Raw genomic sequence first — 18516 nt, 5'->3', positions numbered from 1 at the left:
TGCGTTGCCCCCTCGCCCCCCGTGAAGAACCGCGTTAACCTCCGCCCCGCGACACGTAACCACCCGTACTCCGGTGCGGGTCAGGAAGGGGCTACCAGATGGATCATCTCGCCGACGTGAAGAAATTTGCCAAGAAGCCGCTCAACGAAGCGGCCTTCGCCGGCATGTCGAAATCCTACGCTCTGGTGATGAGCAAGCCCGACACCCGCTACGTCGCCTGCTCGGATCCGGCCGAACTCGATCGCGTCCGCGAGAATTTCCTGAAGAAGAAGCTCGGCCTGAAATCCGGCGATCTCGACGGCTCCGTCAAGGCGATCTGCGAGCATATGAAGGCCGACAAGACCAAGTCCCGCCTGACCTTCTACTACCTGCTGGCCGAGCATCACGGAAAGCTCGACCTCTTCGTCAAGAAGTAAGGCCTCGGCCCGGCAAACGACCGGGCGACTTCCCCAAGACAGCATGAAATGGAAGGCCGGCGCTAAAGCCGGCCGATATCCCGTTCAGGCCTGATAGAGGTCTGCGCGCGTCAGCGGCAGGCCGGACGGACCCTTGCGCCGCTTCGAGACCAGCGTCTGGTTGACCAGCGCGCCGCCGCGCTCGAAGGCGAGCGAGCAGCCCGCCAGATAAAGCGACCACATCCGCGTCCGCTCGGCGCCGATCTCGGCCTCTGCCTTGGCCTTGTTGGCCTCCAGCCGCTCCCACCACAGCCGCGTGGTGCGCTGGTAGTGCTCCCGCCAGCCCTCGACATCATGGATCTCGAAACCATGGCGCTCGAGATTGGCGATCGACATGCCCAAATGGTCGAGCTCTCCGCCCGGAAAGATGTAGCGCACCAGCGCGCGATACTCCGCCGGCATCTTGTTGAAGGCCTTCTCGGTCTTCTTGGCGCGGCGCGAGATGCAGTGATGCAGATAGAGCCCGCGCGGCCTGAGCAGCCGGTTCACCGCCTGGAAATAGGAGGGATGGTTGCGGATACCGACATGCTCGAACATGCCGATCGAGGAGATCTTGTCGAACTCCCCCTCCATCTGGGTGAAGTCCTTGAGATGGAGGGTGACCTTGTCCTGAAGCCCGAGCCTCTCGACCTTCTCGCGCGCCAGGGCGAGCTGCTCCTCGGCCAGCGTCACGCCATGCGCCTCGACGCCGTAATAGCGGGCGGCATGGCAGGCCAGCGCGCCCCAGCCGCAGCCGATATCGAGGAAGCGATCCCCCGGCTGCAGGCGCAGCTTCCGGCAGATCATGTCGAGCTTGTCGCGCTGGGCGCGGCCCAGATCGCCATGATCCTCGGTGAAATAGGCGCAGGTGTAGACCATCTCCTCGTCGAGGAAGAGCCGGTAGAAATCATTCGAGACGTCGTAGTGATAGGCGATATTGGCCTTGTTGGTGGCCGGTGCGCCGTCCCGCGCGATCTCGTCGCCCTTGCGGTGGCTGACGGCGGCGCCGGCCGTGCCCGGCGCGAACAGGAAGCGTCTGATGACATCGAAGACGGCGCTCTTCGGGATGTTGCGCGCGAGCTTGCCGACCTTGCCCTCCGGGCGCGCCGCGGCGAGATCGAAGAGCGAGCCGTTCAGGATCGCAATGCGGTCGGCGACATGCAGGTTGAGCAGCGTGTCGAGCTTGGGCTTGCGGATCAGGGCCGCCATCACGCCGGTATCGGCAATGCCGATGGCGAGCCCGTCCTGTGGCCAGGAGGCCGGAACCATGCTGCCGTCCCAGAGCCGGAAGCCGAGCTTCAGGCCGAGCTTCTCATGCGCCTCAGCGAGAAGGCGGCGCAGGGCCGCGAGGCGCTTGTCGTTGCTGTCCATGGAGGCCAATCCGCTGCTATCCGGCTGCTGTTTGGACGCTGGGCCGCCAATTGGCAATGTTGCGAGGCCCCAGCATCAGAAGTCGCTGGCGATGCCCTTCACTTCCCAGTCGTCGTAGCGCACCGGCTCCAGCCCGCCACGGCCATTCACCTCGCGCTGCTTCGCGACCTCGGCGGCATGGGCGTCGATCGCGGCGCGGCGCGCGGCGGCTTCCGCCAGGGCGCGCTGCGCGGCGGGGGACAGCACCTTGGGCTCGGCGGCCTCCGCCGGCCTGTCCTGATCGGTGTTCTCGGGCATGTCTGCGCGCTTCCTTGCAGGATTCTCTTGCAGGATCGGGATGGCCCTCACCACATAGGGCACGATGCTCGCAGATGCGAGGGCCTGCGCAAACACGCGCTCGAGAAGGGAATTCGATGAACTACGTTCGCACCGGCATGTTGATGGCGGGCCTGACGGCGCTCTTCGGCGCGGTCGGCTATCTGCTCGGCGGCGGGGGCGGCATGCTGATGGCGCTCGGCTTTGCCGCCGTCACCAATCTCTTCAGCTACTGGAATTCCGACCGGATGGCGCTCGCCGCCCATAACGCCCAGGAGGTCGACGAGCGCACGGCGCCCGAGCTCTACGGGATGGTGCGCGATCTCGCCGCCCGCGCGAACATGCCGATGCCGCGCGTCTACCTGATCCAGGAGGACCAGCCCAACGCCTTCGCGACCGGCCGCAACCCGCAGAACGCGGCCGTCGCCGCGACCACCGGCATCCTGCGCACGCTGACCTATGAGGAACTGGCCGGCGTGATGGCCCACGAGCTCGCCCACATCAAGAATCACGACACGCTGACCATGACGATCACCGCGACCTTCGCCGGTGCGATCTCCTCGCTCGTCACCTTCGGCATGTTCTTCGGCTCGCGCGACAACCGTCCCAATTTCATCGTCCAGATCCTGCTCTCGATCCTCGCGCCGATGGCGGCAGCCCTGATCCAGATGGCGATCTCGCGCTCGCGCGAATACGAAGCCGACAAGCTCGGCGGCCAGATTTGCGGCAATCCTGTCTGGCTCGCCGATGCGCTCGCCAAGATCGCGGCCGGCGTCCAGCACATCCCCAGCGAGACAGCCGAGGCCAAGCCTGCTACGGCGCACATGTTCATCATCAATCCTCTGACCGGCGGCGGCATGGATAACCTGTTCTCGACACATCCCGACACCGGCAATCGCATCGCCGCCCTGATGGAGCAGGCGCGCGCGCTCGGCATCATCAGCAGCAACGCGGGCGCGGGCTTCACTGCCCAGGCCGACAACAATCCGTGGGGCAGCGCCCCGCGCCAGCCCGGTCCGTGGGGCTGAGATGGCCGCCCAATCCTCCTCGCGCGGCCCAGCCCAGCCGGAAACGCCTCCCAAGCTCGACGATGCCCCGGGCCTGCCGGCTCGCCGGCTTGCCGCCGCCGTCATCGACGAAGTCCTGCGCGCCGGCGTCGCGCTCGACGAAACCCTGGAGCGGATGCTGCCGGAATCCGGGCTCGATGCCGCCGATGCGAGCCTTGCCCGCGCCATCGCGGTCACGGCCTTCCGCCGCCTCGGCACGATCCAGCAGGCCATCGACGCGCGGCTCGACCGCGGCAGCCCGCGCAAATCCGGCCCGTTCGAGCCAATCCTGACAGCCGCTGCCGCCCAGATCCTCTTCCTCGACGTGCCCGACCACGCGGCGGTCGATATCGCCATCCGCCAGCTGCATGAGGATCCGCGCTCGGCCCGCTATGCCGCGCTCGGCAATGCCGTGCTGCGCCGCCTCGCCCGCGAGCGCGACGCGGTGCTTGCGGAAGCCCGGGCGGAAGTCTTCGGCGATACCCCCGACTGGCTGGTCGAAAGCTGGTGCACGGCCTATGGCGAGGACACCGCCGCCGCCATCGCGCAGAGCCATCGCGAGGAGCCGCCGCTCGACCTCAGCGTCAAGGCCGATCCTGCCGGCTGGGCCGAAAAGCTCGACGGCATCGCCTTGCCGATCGACTCGGTCCGCTTGCGCGAGCGCCAGGCCATCGCCAGCCTGCCCGGCTTCGACGAAGGCGATTGGTGGGTCCAGGATGCCGCCGCCACCCTGCCGGTGAAGCTGCTGGCTCCGCAGCCCGGCGAACGCATCGCCGATCTCTGCGCCGCGCCCGGCGGCAAGACCGCTCAGATCGCGGCTACGGGCGCCAACGTCACCGCGCTCGACCGCTCCGGTCCGCGCCTGCGTCGCCTCAAGGCCAACCTTGCCCGGCTCGGGCTCTCCGCCGAGGTCGTCACCGCCGATGCCGCGAACTGGAAGGCGGAACCTTTCGATGCCGTGCTGCTCGATGCGCCCTGCAGTGCGACCGGCACCATCCGGCGCCACCCGGACGTCGCCTGGACCAAATCGCCTGAGGATCGCGACCGTCTTGCCACCCTGCAGGCCCGCCTGTTCGACGCTGCCGCAGCGCTGACCAAGCCGGGCGGGCGTCTCGTCTACTGCACCTGCTCGTTGGAGCCGCAGGAAGGTGAGGAGCAGACCGCGGCCTTCCTCGCGCGCAATCCCCAGTTTCGTCGCGAACCCGTCCGACCCGAGGAAATCGGCGGTTTGGCGGAGGCTATCGACGGTAACGGCGATATCCGCACCTTGCCGCATCAATTGCAGGGCGAAACCCCGCGTCTTTCGGGATGGGCAGGATTTTACGCAACCCGCCTGATCAGGCTATGACGAAGCCGGGATTCGCGCGGCGCGCCGCCGCGCCCGGGCACGGAGTCGACGGGGGATTTGAGCGGGTGGGCTGAACGACGGGGGTTGGCCCAAGCCGCGATCGGACGGGCGGCGCGGCGGACCCGTGGCCAGTTCGTCGGCGCGACCCGGAAGCTCTGGCCCTTCGGCCGCAATAGCGCGACGCGCCTGCTCTTCGCCCCGCATGACCTGCGCACCGCCGATCCGACCACGGCCAGCGATTTCTATGCGGGCTACTATGCCTTCGCCGGACGGATGCTGCGCAGCCATGGTGAATCGCCCTTCGACGCCACACCGCCGAGCGAGGCCTGGGCCGAGGCGCTCTATGGCTTCGGCTGGTTGCGCCACATGCGGGCCGCCGACACGGCCATCGCCCGTGCCAATGCCCGCAGCCTCGTCGAGGACTTCATCGCCCGGCGCCGCGACCGCCACGACATCGCCCGCCGCCCGGCTGTGGCGGCGCGCCGGCTGATTTCCTTCCTGTCGCATTCGCCGTTGCTGCTGGAAGGCGCCGATCACGTCTTCTACGAACGCTATCTGCGCCACATCTCGCGCCTCACCGACCGTCTGAGCCTGGCCCTGGCCGGAGCCGTCGAGGGCGCCGACCGCCTGAACGGGCTGATCGCCGTCGCCTTCGCCGCAATCTGCCTCGACGGACAGGATAGCCGTCGGCGCCGGATCGAAACGCTCCTCTCGGAAGAGCTCGAGGAGCAGATCCTGCCCGATGGCGGTCATCTCTCGCGCAATCCGCGCCTGCTGATCGAATTCCTGCTCGACCTGCTGCCGCTGCGCGAGACCTTCGCCGCGCGCGGCGTCGAGCCGCCGCGCGGCGTGCTGACGGCGATCGAGCGAATGATGCCGCATTTGCGCCTGTTCCGGCATGGCGACGGAGCGCTCGCCCTGTTCAACGGCATGGGCACGACCCCGCCCGACCTGATGGCGACGCTTGCGGCCTATGACGATGCGCGCGGCCGCCCGACCGAACACGCCGCTTATTCCGGCTATAGCCGCCTCTCGGCCGAGCGCAGCATCGTGGTGACCGATGCCGGGCCGCCGCCGCGTGGCGCCTATTCGGTCGAGGCTCATGCCGGCTGCCTCGCCTTCGAGTTCTCCAGCGGCGCCCAGCGCATCATCGTCAATTGCGGCGCCAGCCGCTTCGGCCCGCCGGAGCTGAAGCTCGCCGCCCGCAGCACCGCCGCCCATTCGACGCTCGTCCTCAACGATCGCTCCAGCGCGAATTTCGGCATGGTGCTCGGCGAGATGCGCGTCGTCTCCGGCCCCCGCGATGTCCGCGTCGCCCGCCAGGATGGCGCGGACGGCGCCGAATGGGTCGCGAGCCATGACGGCTATCGCCGCAGCCTCGGCGCGACCCACACCCGCCGTCTCCTGCTGGCGCGGGACGGCGCGTCCCTGGCCGGCGAGGACGAGGTCGCCCTGACTGGCACGCGCACGGAGCTCGCAGCCGCCCTGCGCTTCCACCTGCACCCGAATGTCCGCGCCAGCCTCGTGCGCGACGGCAGCGGCGCGCTGCTCGCGCTCGCCTCGGGTGAGGTCTGGAGCTTCGAGGCGGGCGGACTGACCATCGCCATAGAAGAGAGCCTTTTCCTGGCCTCGTCCGACGGGCGCCGGCGCACCGAGCAGCTCGTCATCGCCTTCGATGCGGTCGCGACCCCGCGCGTCAACTGGCGTCTCAGCCGGATCAGCGCCGCCAATCCCCGCGCCGGCAAGACGGTCGCCGCCGCGATCGCCGAGCGTGAGGCCGGGGAACACGCACCCGACGCGTGACGGTTCTGCGACGGCGGCTTTTGCCTTTTGCAGCGCAGCATGATAGCCCGCGCGCGTCTGCCGAAACTGCCTTCCTGCAATCAAAGCCGGACCTGATCCCGATGCCGAATGAGCTTCGCCGCGTCGAACGCGCGCTCCTTTCCGTTTCCGACAAGACGGGTCTGATCGACTTCGCGCGTGCCCTCCACAAGCTTGGCATCGCGCTGGTCTCGACCGGCGGCACCGCCAAGGCGATCGCCGAGGCCGGCCTGCCGGTCAGCGATGTCTCCGACCTCACCGGCTTCCCCGAGATGATGGACGGCCGGGTCAAGACCTTGCACCCGAAGGTCCATGGCGGCCTGCTCGCCATCCGCTCGCATCCCGAGCACCAGGCCTCGATGCTCGGCCACGGCATCCAGCCGATCGACCTGCTGGTCGTGAACCTCTACCCGTTCGAGGCGACGGTCGCGGCCGGCAAGGCCTATGACGACTGCATCGAGAACATCGATATCGGCGGCCCCGCGATGATCCGCGCCGCTGCCAAGAACCATCACGACGTCGCCGTCGTGGTCGAGCCGGCCGACTACCCCTCCGTCCTCGCCGATCTCGAGGCCCAGAAGGGCGCGACCACGCTGACGCTGCGCCGCAAGCTCGCCCAGAAGGCCTATGCCCGCACGGCGGCCTATGACGCGGCGATCTCGAACTGGTTCGCCAATGAACTGGGCGATACCGCCCCGGCCTTCCGCGCTCTTGGTGGCGCACTCGCCGAAACGATGCGCTATGGCGAGAACCCGCATCAATGGGCAGCCTTCTACCGCACCCCGGAAAACCGCCCGGGCGTCTCGACCGCACGCCAGGTCCAGGGCAAGCAGCTCTCCTACAACAACATCAACGACACCGACGCCGCCTTCGAATGCGTCGCCGAGTTCGCGCCGGAAGCCTCGGCCGCCTGCGTCATCGTCAAGCACGCCAATCCTTGTGGCGTCGCCGCGGGCGGCTCGCTGCTCGAGGCCTATGAGCGCGCGCTCGCCTGCGACCCCGTCTCGGCTTTCGGCGGCATCGTGGCGCTGAACCGCAAGCTCGATGCGGCTGCCGCGAAGAAGATCGTCGAGGTCTTCACCGAGGTCATCATCGCACCCGACGCCGACGAGGAGGCGATCGCGATGATCGCCGCCAAGAAAAACCTGCGCCTGCTGCTGACCGGCGGCCTGCCGGATGTCCGCGCGCCCGGCCTGTCGCTGCGCACCGTCTCCGGCGGCTTCCTCGCCCAATCGCGCGACAATGCCGTCGTCGACGACATGGCGCTCAAGGTCGTGACCAAGCGCCAGCCGAGCGAGCGCGAGCTGGCCGACCTGCGCTTCGCCTTCCGCGTCGCCAAGCACGTCAAGTCGAACGCCATCGTCTACGCCAAGAACCTCGCCACGGTCGGCATCGGCGCCGGCCAGATGAGCCGCGTCGATTCCTCGCGCATCGCTGCCTGGAAGGCCGCCGAAGCCGCGAAGGCGGCAGGCGTCGCGGAGAGCCTGGCCAAGGGCTCGGTCGTCGCCTCCGACGCCTTCTTCCCCTTCGCAGACGGCCTGCTCGCCGCGGCCGAGGCCGGCGCTACCGCGGTGATCCAGCCCGGCGGTTCGATGCGCGACGACGAGGTCATCAAGGCCGCCGACGAGGCCGGCCTCGCCATGGTCTTCACCGGGCACCGCCACTTCCGCCATTGACGGCGGCGCAGGCTGCGGGACACCCTCGCTGACGGGCCGCGCGCGAAAGCGCGCGGCAGGGGACAGGGGTCTGCATGGCCAAAGCTCACAAACCCGGCGCGCTGCTCAGGGAGCGCGTCGAACACCAGCATGCGAGAGTCAGCTATGTGGAGCTGTTCTTCGATCTGGTCTTCGTCTTCGCGATCACCCAGATCTCCCACACGCTGCTCGAGCATTTCAGCCCGCTCGGCGTCGCGCAGGCCGCCTTCCTGCTCGGCGCCGTCTGGTGGATCTGGATCTACACGAGCTGGGTGACGAACTGGCTCGATCCCGAGCGCCCCCCGGTCCGGATCCTGCTCTTCGTCCTGATGTTGCTTGGTCTGGTGATGTCCTGCGCGTTGCCGGAGGCCTTCGGTGCGAACGGCCTCATCTTCGCCGGCGCCTATGTCACGGCCCAGCTCGTCCGCTCGCTCTTCACGATGGTGAGCCTGAAGGACGCCTCGCCTGCGAACCACCGCAACTTCCAGCGCATCACGATCTGGCTGTGCTGCTCGGGCGTCTTCTGGATCGCCGGCGGGCTGAACGAAGGCCCCATGCGCTTCGGGCTCTGGCTGATCGCACTCGGCATCGAATATGTCGGCCCTACCGTTGGCTTCCGTGTCCCGCGCCTGGGCCGCTCGCTCACCAGCGACTGGAGTGTCGAGGGCGGCCATCTCTCCGAGCGCTGTGCGCTCTTCATCATCATCGCGCTCGGCGAGTCGATCCTGATCACCGGCGCCACCGCGGCGAAGCTGCCGGTCACGGCCGCCAATCTGACCGCCTTCCTGAATTCCTTCCTGAGCTCAATCGCGATGTGGTGGATCTATTTCCACATCGGCGCCGAGCGGGCGAGCCACCATATCGCCCGATCCGACGATCCCGGCCGGATCGCGCGGATCGCTTACACCTACCTGCATGTCCTGCTGGTGGCCGGCATCATCCTTGTCGCCGTCGGTGACGAGCTGGTGATCGCCCATCCCGGCGGCCACACCGATGCGAAGACGGCGATCGCCGTGCTTGCCGGCCCGGCCTTCTACCTGCTCGGCAATCTCCTGTTCAAACGGGTCACGGCCGGCTGGTATCCCCTCTCCCATCTCGTCGGGCTCGGCCTGCTCGCCGTACTGACACCGGCCTGGACGGTACTGCCGCCCCTCGGCTTCAGCCTCGCGGCAACCGCGATCCTGATCCTGGTCGCGGCCTGGGAAGCGATCTCGCTGCGGCCGAAGGAGACCTGAACCATGCACACCATCAATTTCATTGGATAATCGGAAGGAGCCCTCTGGAGCATCTAAACGCGCCGAGCCTGCATGATATCTCTGCGTTAGCCCGCAATGGCCCTTGCGATTTCGCCACAGCCTTGCAGCTCTTCTGTAGCTGCTGGAGATTGTCATGGCGAAGCGGAGCTCGATACGAATCACGAAGAGCGTGCTGGACTCCCTTGGTCCAGGCGAAGAGGTCTGGGACTCCGAGATCAAAGGCTTCGGTATTCGATGCCAAACCAAGGGCAGGTCGTATGTCCTGAAGACGACGATCAACCGCCGGCAGAAATGGATTACGATTGGGCCTCACGGCTCCCCTTGGACGCCCGCGACAGCCCGAGCCAGAGCTTTAGAACTCCTGGGTCGAACTGTTAAAGGAGAAGACCCTACAAAGACGGCCGAGCAAGAGACCGTCACAATCAAATAATTTCGCAACGCAGGCGGGGCCTTTGATAACTGAGCGCCTTTCCGTTGCATAAATCTGTTGCATAATGATCGCATGATTTACGGCTACGCACGCGTCTCGACCGACAATCAGACCCTAGAATCCCAGATCGAGGCTTTGAAGGCAGCAGGCGCCGACCGCATCTTTCAGGAGAAGGTGAGCGGCGCCAAAACGGACCGTCAGGAACTCAAGCGAGCACTCGCCAAGCTTGGCAACGGCGATATGCTGATGGTCACGAGGCTGGATCGCCTAGCACGCTCGACCCGCGATCTTCTCGACATCCTGGATCGAACCGCGAAAGCCGGCGCTGGCTTCCGCTCTCTAACGGAAGCGTGGGCTGACACGACAACGCCGCACGGCCGTCTCGTCACGACGATCATGGCTGGGTTCGCCGAATTTGAACGTTCATTAATTCTGGCCAGAACGAGCGAAGGGATCAGCAGAGCCAAGGCACGCGGCGTAAAGCTCGGCCGACCATTCGGAATGACCCACCATCAGCGGCAGGAGGCCCTGGCCAGGAAAGCTGCCGGCGAACCTGTTCGAGAGATCGCCCGGAGCTACAATGTGAGTCCGAGCACGATATCGCGGCTCCTCTAACGCCGCACGACGTGGGATCGCAATCGACAGGCGGCATGGGAGACTGCGCTGGGTGATCTAATCGATGTAGGCGACACCGATAGGAACTCTTCGACAATCAGGAAGGGGCCGCAGGATCGAAGGCGCAAGAGATCGCCTAGCCACGCTGCGATTACTCGATTTTGACGATGACATTCCCAATCGTTCCGCCCTCAACCGCTTCATGCGCGGCGGCGGTTTCACTGAGCGGAAATGTCGGTCCGATACGGGCAACCGCTTCACCCTGAGCAAGAGCGCGCGTGACGCCCGCCACTGCGCGTTCTCGCTGCTGCGCGTCCAGTTGATAGATCAGAAAGAAGTTCAGCTGGATCGAATTGGCGAGGAAGGCGAAGGCGGGAATCGTCGCCTCGGCCCCCGTGCCGTAAACGATGACCTTTCCGTTCGGCCGGAGCACCGCCGGGATCAGGCCGGCATTGGCCGTTAGGTCCATCTCGGTGATGGCGTCGACGCCGCGTCTCCCCGTGATATCAGCAATACGGTCACCCACATTTTCACGCTTGTAGTCGATGCAATGGTCGGCGCCGGCTTCGCGTGCTGCCATCGCCTTGTCCGGCGATGAGATCGTGCTGATCACGGTCGCGCCCCGAGCCTTGGCGAATTGAATGGCGAACTGGCTCACCGACCCCGCGCCGCCGGATACGAGCAAGGTTGTGCCCTGACCGACCCCGGCCAGCTCGATAGCATGGTAGGCGGTCAGCGCAGGGATGCCGAGAGCGGCTCCCTCCTCGAAGCTGAGTGCATCTGGCAAGGGAACGGCCTGCGCGGCCGGCAGTGCAATGAACTCTGCGGCTGTTCCAAATGGACGCTGCCACTGCCCGTTCCAGATCCAGACCCGCTCGCCAAGGCGTGACTTCGCAACGCCAGGACCAACAGCCTCGATTTCTCCAGCACCGTCGCTATGTGGGATGACCAGAGGGAACGGCGACTTTCGGTGTCCGCGGCTTTTGACGTCGGATGGATTGACCCCTGACGCGTACAAGCGCACGCGAACCTCCCCGACTCCCGGGCTTGGAGTTTCAACGTCTCCGATGCGCAGCACATCGCGCGCTGGCCCGTTGGCTTCATAGAATACTGCACGCATCGATCAGTATCCCTCAGCAATGTGAGAGCCTGGAAGAACGATAGCTCTGTGCGGCCCGATCAAGCGCTGGTGACAACCGGACGGATCATAGCGCAATGGTGCTCGCTGTGCCGCGCCGGCTACCACAGAGCAGCTCTTTGCTCGGCCTCAACCAGTGCCCACAACGGGTCGAGGGCGACACGCACGATCACTCCCGTGTCGAAGACCTCGTTGAATTCAAGCCGCCGGTCGCCTGTCATCACGACCTCGCGCTCGCTGTTTGGACCACTGTAGCGAAAGGAATCGCCGAGGACGCGGGCCTTAAAATGGGTCGCGCCAGCCGGCTTGACGACAAGGCTCAGGGCCCGAGGAGGCCCCCGAACTGTAAAGCCCGTCACGATGCCGGAGGGTTCGGCTCCGGTAATGACCAGCATGAATTGGCGGTTCGAATTAACGAACCCGGTGCTGCTGACCCAGATGCCGACGAAGCGGCGATGTTCAGGGAGAACACCACGCCCGATCCGGCTGATCTGGAATGGCGGAAGCGGAAGCTCCTTCTCTGCAGCAATTGCCGCAATCCGCCGCGCGTCGTCTTCTGTGAAGAGAGCGTTGGCTGACGATGGCAACCACAGGTGGGCTGTAAGATATCCAGCTGCGGCCAGGCAGCAGATGATGATGGCGGCCGTCGCCAGAATCGCCCGTTTGCGCTGTACAGGCGACCATAAAACGAGGCGACGGCCAACTGACCCGGCAAACGGGATCTGAGATCGCTTGGGTGGCGGCAGCGAGTCGTGCTCTTTGACCGCGTGGGGGTGGCCGGCGTTCAACAGGTATCCGCGACGGGGTACGGTTTCGATCAGGAGATGATCGGTGTCACCCAGCTTGTCTCGTAGCTCGCGAATGCACTGAACGAGTGAGTCATCCGTGACAGCGACATTTGGCCATACGACCTCAAACAGTTCCCGCTTCGACACCAGCCGTCCAGCATTCTCGGCAAGGTGACGGAGAACCTCGAACGCCTTGGGCCGCAGTGCAATCTCCTGATCGCCCGCTCTTAGGCGTTCGCGCGTCAAATCGAGCGCAAATCGGTCGAACTGTAGAAGTTTCGGAAGCGCCGGGTCCATGGTGCTTAGCTCCCACCCTAGCCCGCTCTATGAACTGCGTCCGCCGACTATAGGCGAAATACCGGCATTCCGTCACCCATTGACCGTGACCAAACGGAGCGCTCTTCGCTATGAACGGCTTCGGAAGCTGCCTTCGCCTGCCCACCGCGGATTTTGCGCATTGCCAGGCATCGGGATGGAACGCCGACCGTTTCCTGTGCGATCTGAGGTCTGTTCGGCACTTTGTTCAAGGCCGGGCCTTGGACGAGGAGTTCCCTGCGGCTCGCCATGATGAACTTGCCGTGATCGGCATGACGATGCCCTTGTCGCAGCGCGCAGGACCGATCTGGTTAACGAACTCACCGCGGCGGGAGTTCTGCGGAGCAGTGCGAGAAGACAGATCGACGCATTTCGCAGAAGTAGTATGCGTCAAGACGGGGCGGGAAATCTCTCCGAGAGCGGGAAAGAAGCCGCCGACGATCACGATAAACTCTAGCATTACAGCTACTCCAGTTACATTATCCTTTTTCATTCTCTAGGTTTGATTTTGATAATCCTGAGGCGGATCTGTAGCGCAGGAGGCGCTGACGCAGCGTCGCCAATATGTGCTAGGTTTGCTGCGGTGGGGAACGACGCTTTCAACTGCGCTCCAAATGTGCCGCCGAATTTGTCGGTCCGCTGCTGAATTTGTCTAAAATTGCTTGCGTCACGGCAAGGAAGCTGGACGGGGACTCCTATGGTTGCGACCACGAGCACCCCTGTGCTGACAATGTTCGACGTCGTCCGGTCCGAAGCTCTGGAGGATTCGAGCGGCAAGATTCGCGTGATTGAACGGGCCGCACAGTCAAACCGCACCTACACCTACCAATTGCAGGATCGCGCTCTTTGGCGCCCGCGCTTCGAACAGCCGATCTTGACCCTTGCGATACGTGGCGCCGGCTCGCTTCTTGCGAGTTTTGTCGAGAGCAGCTTCAGCACCGAGGTCACCGTCGACGGCGATGAAGGGAGCCTGTATTGTTTCACGACGATGCTCGCAGGCCACATTACCTTGGAGCAAAAGGGAAGATCCACGACAGCCACGCAACAATCTGGTCTCGCCTGGAGGCCCGGTCCCGGCGGCCGCCTTTTAATCAGCGACGATAACGCGCGCACCAATGTTTTCTTGAAAGCGACGGATATCGAGAGCATGCTTGAACACATGCTGGATGAGCGGCTGCGTCGGCCGCTCATTTTCGAGCCCAGCCTCGATTGGGGCACCGGGCTTACAGCCAGCCTGAAAAGCCAACTCGATTTCGTCACACAGGAATTTCAACGACGGGACGGTGTTGCCAATAACCCAGTCGCACTTGCGTCGCTAACGGACCTACTTGTCTCGCTGATTTTGCGTGGCACCACTCATAACTACTCTGATCGACTCGCAAATTCAGCCGGAAATCCAATTCCAGCCTACGTTCGACGCGCGGAAGACTTCATGCGCGCCCACGGCGCGGAGCCTATCCGTATGTCACATATCGCTGCGGCCGCAGGCTGCAGCTTGCGAACCTTGACGACTGTGTTCAGGCATTTTCGCGGCAGCACCCCTTTGGCTGCATTGCATGCTGTCCGGCTTGATCTAGCGCATGCCGATCTTGCCCGGGGTATGCGTGACGCCTCAGTCGCTGCCGTCGCCCGCCGATACGGTTTCACTAACACGACACGCTTTAGGGCCGCCTTTCGTCGCCGGTTCGGTGAAACTCCAATTGAAATCGCCCGATATGCGTCTATTCAGACGGCGCCGGCCTCCGCCGATCTTGCAAAAGACGAATGACCTGTTGTGGCTTGATCGATCTTGGCAGCGCGTAAGGGCTGGGCCAGCATTCACCGGCCGACAAGCTCTCAGAGAAGTAATTGAGAGAAGCGTCTCCTTGAGGATCCAGCTTGCTGTTCGGCTGATTCCTCAGAATCTCTGTCCACATCTCCCACGTCCCTCGCGCGAACGATATCCTAATATCCTTAGCGGGGAACATCTCCGCTTCGGTTCCGGCTGCAAGATTTCGCGCGGCATGGACAAATTCGGCAGTGGGCCGACAAATTCGGCGACGAACCTTCGTTCACTACCAAAAGAACTTCTCCCCTGTCGTCCAGCATGACACGACTTTCGGCGAAATATCGGCATCCTTTCGCTTCTCCATCATGACCTGACGAAAGTTTCGTTGCTACGAAGGCTAACGGCAACGGAAGAGACAAACCCAGCCCCAGCTCAATCCAAACGCTTGCACTCAAAGAGGCGCAAATGGGACGATCTTCAGTGTTCGCTATATGCGCCTGCATCCTATGGGGCGGCCTCGCGGAGGGGGCGCAATCGACGACGCGTCAGGCTCGGGCCTGTGTTGCCTGGGACAGGGAACTCGCGCGGATGCTTGAGCGGAGCGAGTTATTCGGCCTCAACACCGCAGAGCTACGTGAAGGCATTCGCGTTGAAGCATTCAAGCTGCGAGAACGATGCCTCCGCGACATCAGTATGGCTTCCCTCAATCGCTATGTCATGCTCACGAAGTTTCTCTACGATGATGAAGCTGATGAGGTCGAATCTTTCAGTAAAGATCAATTATACGTAGATTAATTTATCTAAATTTGATACAATTTAGAAGTTTGATCCAATTTTGCCGCTATCTGCATCTTCTGCAGGTGAGTGCCATGGGAACGGCGAGACGGAATCTATTCTTTGGCGCAGCATTACTCGCAGCATCCATGAATGTTGAAGCGCAGGCGCGTGACGAGACAACGGAGCGCCTGCGTCTCGGTTCCGGCTTCGAAATCGTCATCGGGGAAAGGCATCTTGATCCGGGAGGGCGGTTACTGGAGGCCCTAGCGACGTGGGTCGGTGCAGAGCTGGGACAGCCGATACCCACGCTTTTGCCCAAACTCGTATTCAAGCCGGTTGGCCAAGTTGCTGCTTTACGGCTCAAGCAATACGCATCCGAAATCATACAGCAACACGGTCGGCCAGATATCCTGTCAATCTACGATTCCCGCGAGAAGATCATTTATCTGGCGGACACATGGAACGGCGCAACGGCAGCCGACTTGTCGGTTCTTGTGCACGAACTGGTGCACCATTTCCAGGAGGCGCATCAATCCAAATTTGAATGTGACGCGGCGCACGAGGCCAAGGCTTTCGAGTTGCAGGAAAAGTGGCTGAGATTATTCGGAAGGTCGCTTGAGGAAGATTTCCAGATCGACCCATTCACGCTTCTGGTAAGAACATCCTGCGGAATGTAATAGCTTTCGGCTCGTTACGCCTCCCGGGAATTAGGGGGCTGCGGTGCAAGTCACATACGACTTCTCACAACAGACCGTCATTGTGACGGGCGGCGCCCGTGGGATCGGCGAAGCCATCGCGGCCAGCTTCGTGGCAAGTGGAGCCGACGTCTGGATTTGGGACGGCGAGCCCGTCGAACTTGCCGGAGCGCAGTCCGTTGAGCCTTGGCCTTGGCCGCTCGAACGTCGTTTCCTAACGCCGCCGCTGATTTTTCAATGCGAGCGACGCGATCTCTGCTGACCGAAAGTGGCGCACCGCCCACGTACTGGTCCGAATAGCGTTCCAGCAGCAGGAGGGTGCTATAGGCTACTCTCAGGGCAGACGCGTTCTCGTCCGCGTCCGACGCCTTTCCTTCAGAGTTCCCCGACTTTACTGAGGGAGTTGTGGCTGCTCGGCGAGGGGCAACCTCGAACGTCGCAGTGAAGAGGATGTTCTTGCGATTGTCGTAGGCGACGAAGGCATACTGGTTCTCGGTGTCCTCCGGCTTATCGAACCGTAAACCAAAGATATCGGTTGCGCCGGATGGCTGACGAGCACGCGGCGCCGACAGCTGCTGCAGCCACAGCCAATCGCAATCTCATCTCGGTCATCCCCAGGCCAGCCGTAATACCAACTATAATTGGTAATCGAAGTCATCGGAAATTGCCAGCTCTGAGCGCATGGATATGCGCAAGCTGGTCGGAGAGAATTTTGCGCGGTTACGGAAAGAGCGCGGCCTGACTCAGGAGCAGGTCGAGGAGCGCTCGGGCTTCAGCCAATGGTACATCAGCAGCCTTGAACGCGGTCGCCGAAATCCGACAATCATCTCGCTCTACGAGCTGGCCAATGCCATCGGAGTTCGGGTGTCTGATTTGATCGCCGACCATCCGGAAATCACTGCACCAACGGATCCGGCAGATAGGGAACCACGAACAGGAGCAGACGGCGACGAGTAGCCGCCGCTCATCAACGTTGCCGAGGTCGCTGTAGCTCCTCTGTAGATTGAGCGCAATGATTAACACCGCGACTTGAATTAAATAATTGAAACTTAACATCTTTTACTCAAGATAAGGCCAATCCATGCACACCATTAAGGTCATCGGCATCGGCTTCGCCCTGCTCGGCATCCTGCTCGTCCTGGCCCCGCGCCTCTCCGTCTCGGCGGGACGGCCGATTCCCTTCGCCGTGAAGCTGTTCCTGCCGCTCTGGTTCACTGGGGCCCTGATCAATCTCTGGATCGGCGTCGCCCGGGCAGGCTATACCGTGATGGAGGAAGCACCGATCTTCCTCGTCGTCTTCGGCGTGCCGGCCATCGCCAGCCTGCTGATCCTGTGGCTGACCTCCCGAATTGCCCGATGAGCCTCGAATCCGTCCGCGCCTTCTTCGCCGAGCACGCCCCCGACATCGCGGTCATCGTGACGCCTGAGAGTAGCGCAACCGTGCCGCTCGCAGCGGCAGCCCATGGCGTCGAGCCCGGGCAGATCGCCAAGACGCTCTCCTTGCGCATCGGCGACGAGGTCGTGCTCGTCGTCACCCGCGGCGATGCCCGGCTCGACAACAGGAAGGCCAAGGCGGCGCTCGGCGGCAAGCCGCGCATGCTGGGCCAGGAAGAGGTCGAAGCCCTGACCGGCCATCCCGTCGGTGGCGTCTGCCCGTTCGGTCTGGCCACCCCGCTCAAGGTCTATTGCGACATCTCGCTGAAGGCCTTCGACATCGTCGTGCCGGCCGCAGGCTCGACGCATAGCGCGCTGCGCATCGCGCCTGAGCGCATGGCCGAGCTGACCCGGGCCGAATGGGTCGATACCTGCCAGGAAGCCACACAGGACGCAGCCGCGGCCGAGTAGATCTCAGCCCTTCGTCCGCGCGATCAATTCCATCGCGGCAGCAGGATTGCGCACCTTGTCGCCGCTGATGACATAGAGGAAGACGTCGCGCTTCTCGGTCTTTGCCGCGGGCCCGACCGTCTCCAGGCCATCAGGCACGCCGCCCTCGGCCCAGACCTGCGCAGCCCTGGTCCAGCGATCGAGACCTGCCTCGGAATAGCCCTTCGGCTCGGCCTCCTTGGTCCCCATGATCCGCGCATAGACGAAGGGCGCGGTCACATCGGCGATCTGCGTGTAATCCGCGTCCGCCGAGGTGATCGCGGCAACGCCATACTGACGCAGCAGCGTGATGAAATCCGGCGAGCGGAAGCTGTCATGCCGGACTTCGACCGCATGGCGCAGCGTGATCCCGTCCAGCTCTTTCGGCAGCAACTTGAGGAAGGCCTCGAAATCGACGGGATCGAACTGCTTCGTCGGCATGAACTGCCAATTGATCGGCCCCAGCTTGTGCCTGAGCTCGGTGAGCCCGCTGGTCAGGAACTTCTCGACCGAAGGCCCGGCCTCCGCCAGCACGCGTCGGTTCGTGCAGAACCGCGAGCCCTTCAGCGCGAAGACGAAATCGTCCGGTGTCTCCTCACGCCATTTGGCGAAGCTCTCCGGCTTCTGCGAGCCGTAATAAGTGCCGTTGACTTCGATCGAGGTGAGCTTGCTCGCAGCATATTCGAGCTCCCGCTTCTGCGGCAGCCCGTCCGGATAGAACACCCCGCGCCAGGGCTCGAATACCCAGCCGCCGATACCGATATGGATCTTTCCAGCCGCGGCCATCGTTGAGTTCCTCGATCTTCTACTCGTCCGGTTGGGCTATGCGCGGAACCAAACCG

19 protein-coding genes are annotated in these 18516 nt (G+C 63.6%); 14 read left to right on the top strand and 5 right to left on the bottom strand.

Annotation, left to right across the window (positions count from 1 at the left end):
- Positions 1-98 precede the first annotated feature (98 nt).
- On the top strand, positions 99-416 hold the full coding sequence (locus AC6RIC_RS02515) for a DUF2853 family protein (RefSeq protein ID WP_047574507.1): 318 nt from the start codon (positions 99-101) through the stop codon (positions 414-416).
- 84 nt (positions 417-500) lie between these two features.
- On the opposite strand, the gene AC6RIC_RS02510 is transcribed toward AC6RIC_RS02515, so the two are convergent.
- Together AC6RIC_RS02510 and AC6RIC_RS02505 are read right to left on the bottom strand one after the other, a co-directional pair.
- Positions 501-1805 (bottom strand): class I SAM-dependent methyltransferase, encoded by a 1305-nt coding sequence (locus AC6RIC_RS02510; protein ID WP_499734969.1) that lies wholly within the window; start codon positions 1803-1805, stop codon positions 501-503.
- A gap of 75 nt (positions 1806-1880) precedes the next feature.
- Positions 1881-2102: a DUF1674 domain-containing protein gene (locus AC6RIC_RS02505; protein WP_499734968.1), complete on the bottom strand. Its 222-nt coding sequence runs from the start codon at positions 2100-2102 to the stop codon at positions 1881-1883.
- Positions 2103-2218: 116 nt separating this feature from the next.
- Between AC6RIC_RS02505 and htpX the strand changes: the two genes are divergently transcribed.
- The 7 genes from htpX to AC6RIC_RS02470 all read left to right on the top strand — a co-directional run bounded on the left by htpX (position 2219) and on the right by AC6RIC_RS02470 (position 10330).
- Positions 2219-3148, top strand: a complete 930-nt coding sequence (htpX, locus tag AC6RIC_RS02500; protein WP_454654512.1) for a zinc metalloprotease HtpX — start codon at positions 2219-2221, stop codon at positions 3146-3148.
- Between the two features lies 1 nt (position 3149).
- Positions 3150-4514, top strand: coding sequence for an RsmB/NOP family class I SAM-dependent RNA methyltransferase (locus tag AC6RIC_RS02495; RefSeq protein ID WP_499734967.1), 1365 nt, complete (start codon positions 3150-3152; stop codon positions 4512-4514).
- Between the two features lie 84 nt (positions 4515-4598).
- Entirely contained in the window at positions 4599-6317 is a 1719-nt protein-coding gene (locus AC6RIC_RS02490) for a heparinase II/III family protein (RefSeq protein WP_499734966.1), read from the top strand.
- A 101-nt stretch (positions 6318-6418) separates the two neighbouring features.
- Positions 6419-8011 (top strand): bifunctional phosphoribosylaminoimidazolecarboxamide formyltransferase/IMP cyclohydrolase, encoded by a 1593-nt coding sequence (purH, locus tag AC6RIC_RS02485; RefSeq protein ID WP_499734965.1) that lies wholly within the window; start codon positions 6419-6421, stop codon positions 8009-8011.
- A 74-nt stretch (positions 8012-8085) separates the two neighbouring features.
- Positions 8086-9264, top strand: a complete 1179-nt coding sequence (locus AC6RIC_RS02480) for a low temperature requirement protein A (protein WP_499734964.1) — start codon at positions 8086-8088, stop codon at positions 9262-9264.
- 154 nt (positions 9265-9418) lie between these two features.
- Positions 9419-9715 (top strand): Arm DNA-binding domain-containing protein, encoded by a 297-nt coding sequence (locus AC6RIC_RS02475; RefSeq protein WP_499734963.1) that lies wholly within the window; start codon positions 9419-9421, stop codon positions 9713-9715.
- A gap of 72 nt (positions 9716-9787) precedes the next feature.
- Positions 9788-10330, top strand: coding sequence for a recombinase family protein (locus AC6RIC_RS02470; RefSeq protein WP_454654505.1), 543 nt, complete (start codon positions 9788-9790; stop codon positions 10328-10330).
- 151 nt (positions 10331-10481) lie between these two features.
- On the opposite strand, the gene AC6RIC_RS02465 is transcribed toward AC6RIC_RS02470, so the two are convergent.
- Complete coding sequence (locus AC6RIC_RS02465; RefSeq protein ID WP_499734962.1) at positions 10482-11450, bottom strand: NADPH:quinone reductase; 969 nt, start codon at positions 11448-11450, stop codon at positions 10482-10484.
- A 119-nt stretch (positions 11451-11569) separates the two neighbouring features.
- Complete coding sequence (locus tag AC6RIC_RS02460) at positions 11570-12553, bottom strand: winged helix-turn-helix domain-containing protein (protein ID WP_454654502.1); 984 nt, start codon at positions 12551-12553, stop codon at positions 11570-11572.
- 715 nt (positions 12554-13268) lie between these two features.
- Here AC6RIC_RS02460 and AC6RIC_RS02455 point away from each other — a divergent pair.
- From AC6RIC_RS02455 to AC6RIC_RS02430, 6 genes are all read left to right on the top strand, one after another.
- Positions 13269-14339: a helix-turn-helix domain-containing protein gene (locus AC6RIC_RS02455; protein WP_499734961.1), complete on the top strand. Its 1071-nt coding sequence runs from the start codon at positions 13269-13271 to the stop codon at positions 14337-14339.
- Between the two features lie 923 nt (positions 14340-15262).
- Positions 15263-15793, top strand: a complete 531-nt coding sequence (locus tag AC6RIC_RS02450) for a DUF6647 family protein (RefSeq protein WP_499734960.1) — start codon at positions 15263-15265, stop codon at positions 15791-15793.
- 43 nt (positions 15794-15836) lie between these two features.
- The gene (locus AC6RIC_RS02445) at positions 15837-16073 is read left to right on the top strand and encodes an SDR family NAD(P)-dependent oxidoreductase (protein ID WP_454654499.1); all 237 of its coding nucleotides are present in this window, start codon (positions 15837-15839) and stop codon (positions 16071-16073) included.
- Positions 16074-16492: 419 nt separating this feature from the next.
- Entirely contained in the window at positions 16493-16768 is a 276-nt protein-coding gene (locus AC6RIC_RS02440) for a helix-turn-helix domain-containing protein (protein ID WP_454654498.1), read from the top strand.
- A 124-nt stretch (positions 16769-16892) separates the two neighbouring features.
- A complete protein-coding gene (locus tag AC6RIC_RS02435; RefSeq protein ID WP_454654497.1) occupies positions 16893-17171 on the top strand; it encodes a hypothetical protein in 279 nt (92 codons plus the stop codon).
- Positions 17168-17656, top strand: a complete 489-nt coding sequence (locus AC6RIC_RS02430; RefSeq protein WP_499734959.1) for a YbaK/EbsC family protein — start codon at positions 17168-17170, stop codon at positions 17654-17656. Before AC6RIC_RS02435 ends, AC6RIC_RS02430 begins: the two co-directional genes overlap by 4 nt.
- 3 nt (positions 17657-17659) lie before the next feature.
- Here the strand turns inward: AC6RIC_RS02430 and AC6RIC_RS02425 are convergent, their stop codons facing one another.
- Complete coding sequence (locus AC6RIC_RS02425) at positions 17660-18460, bottom strand: DUF72 domain-containing protein (protein ID WP_454654495.1); 801 nt, start codon at positions 18458-18460, stop codon at positions 17660-17662.
- Positions 18461-18516 lie beyond the last annotated feature (56 nt).

The organism is Allobosea sp. TBD101 (genome assembly GCF_059817965.1).
This window is presented reverse-complemented; position numbering and strand designations above follow the sequence as displayed.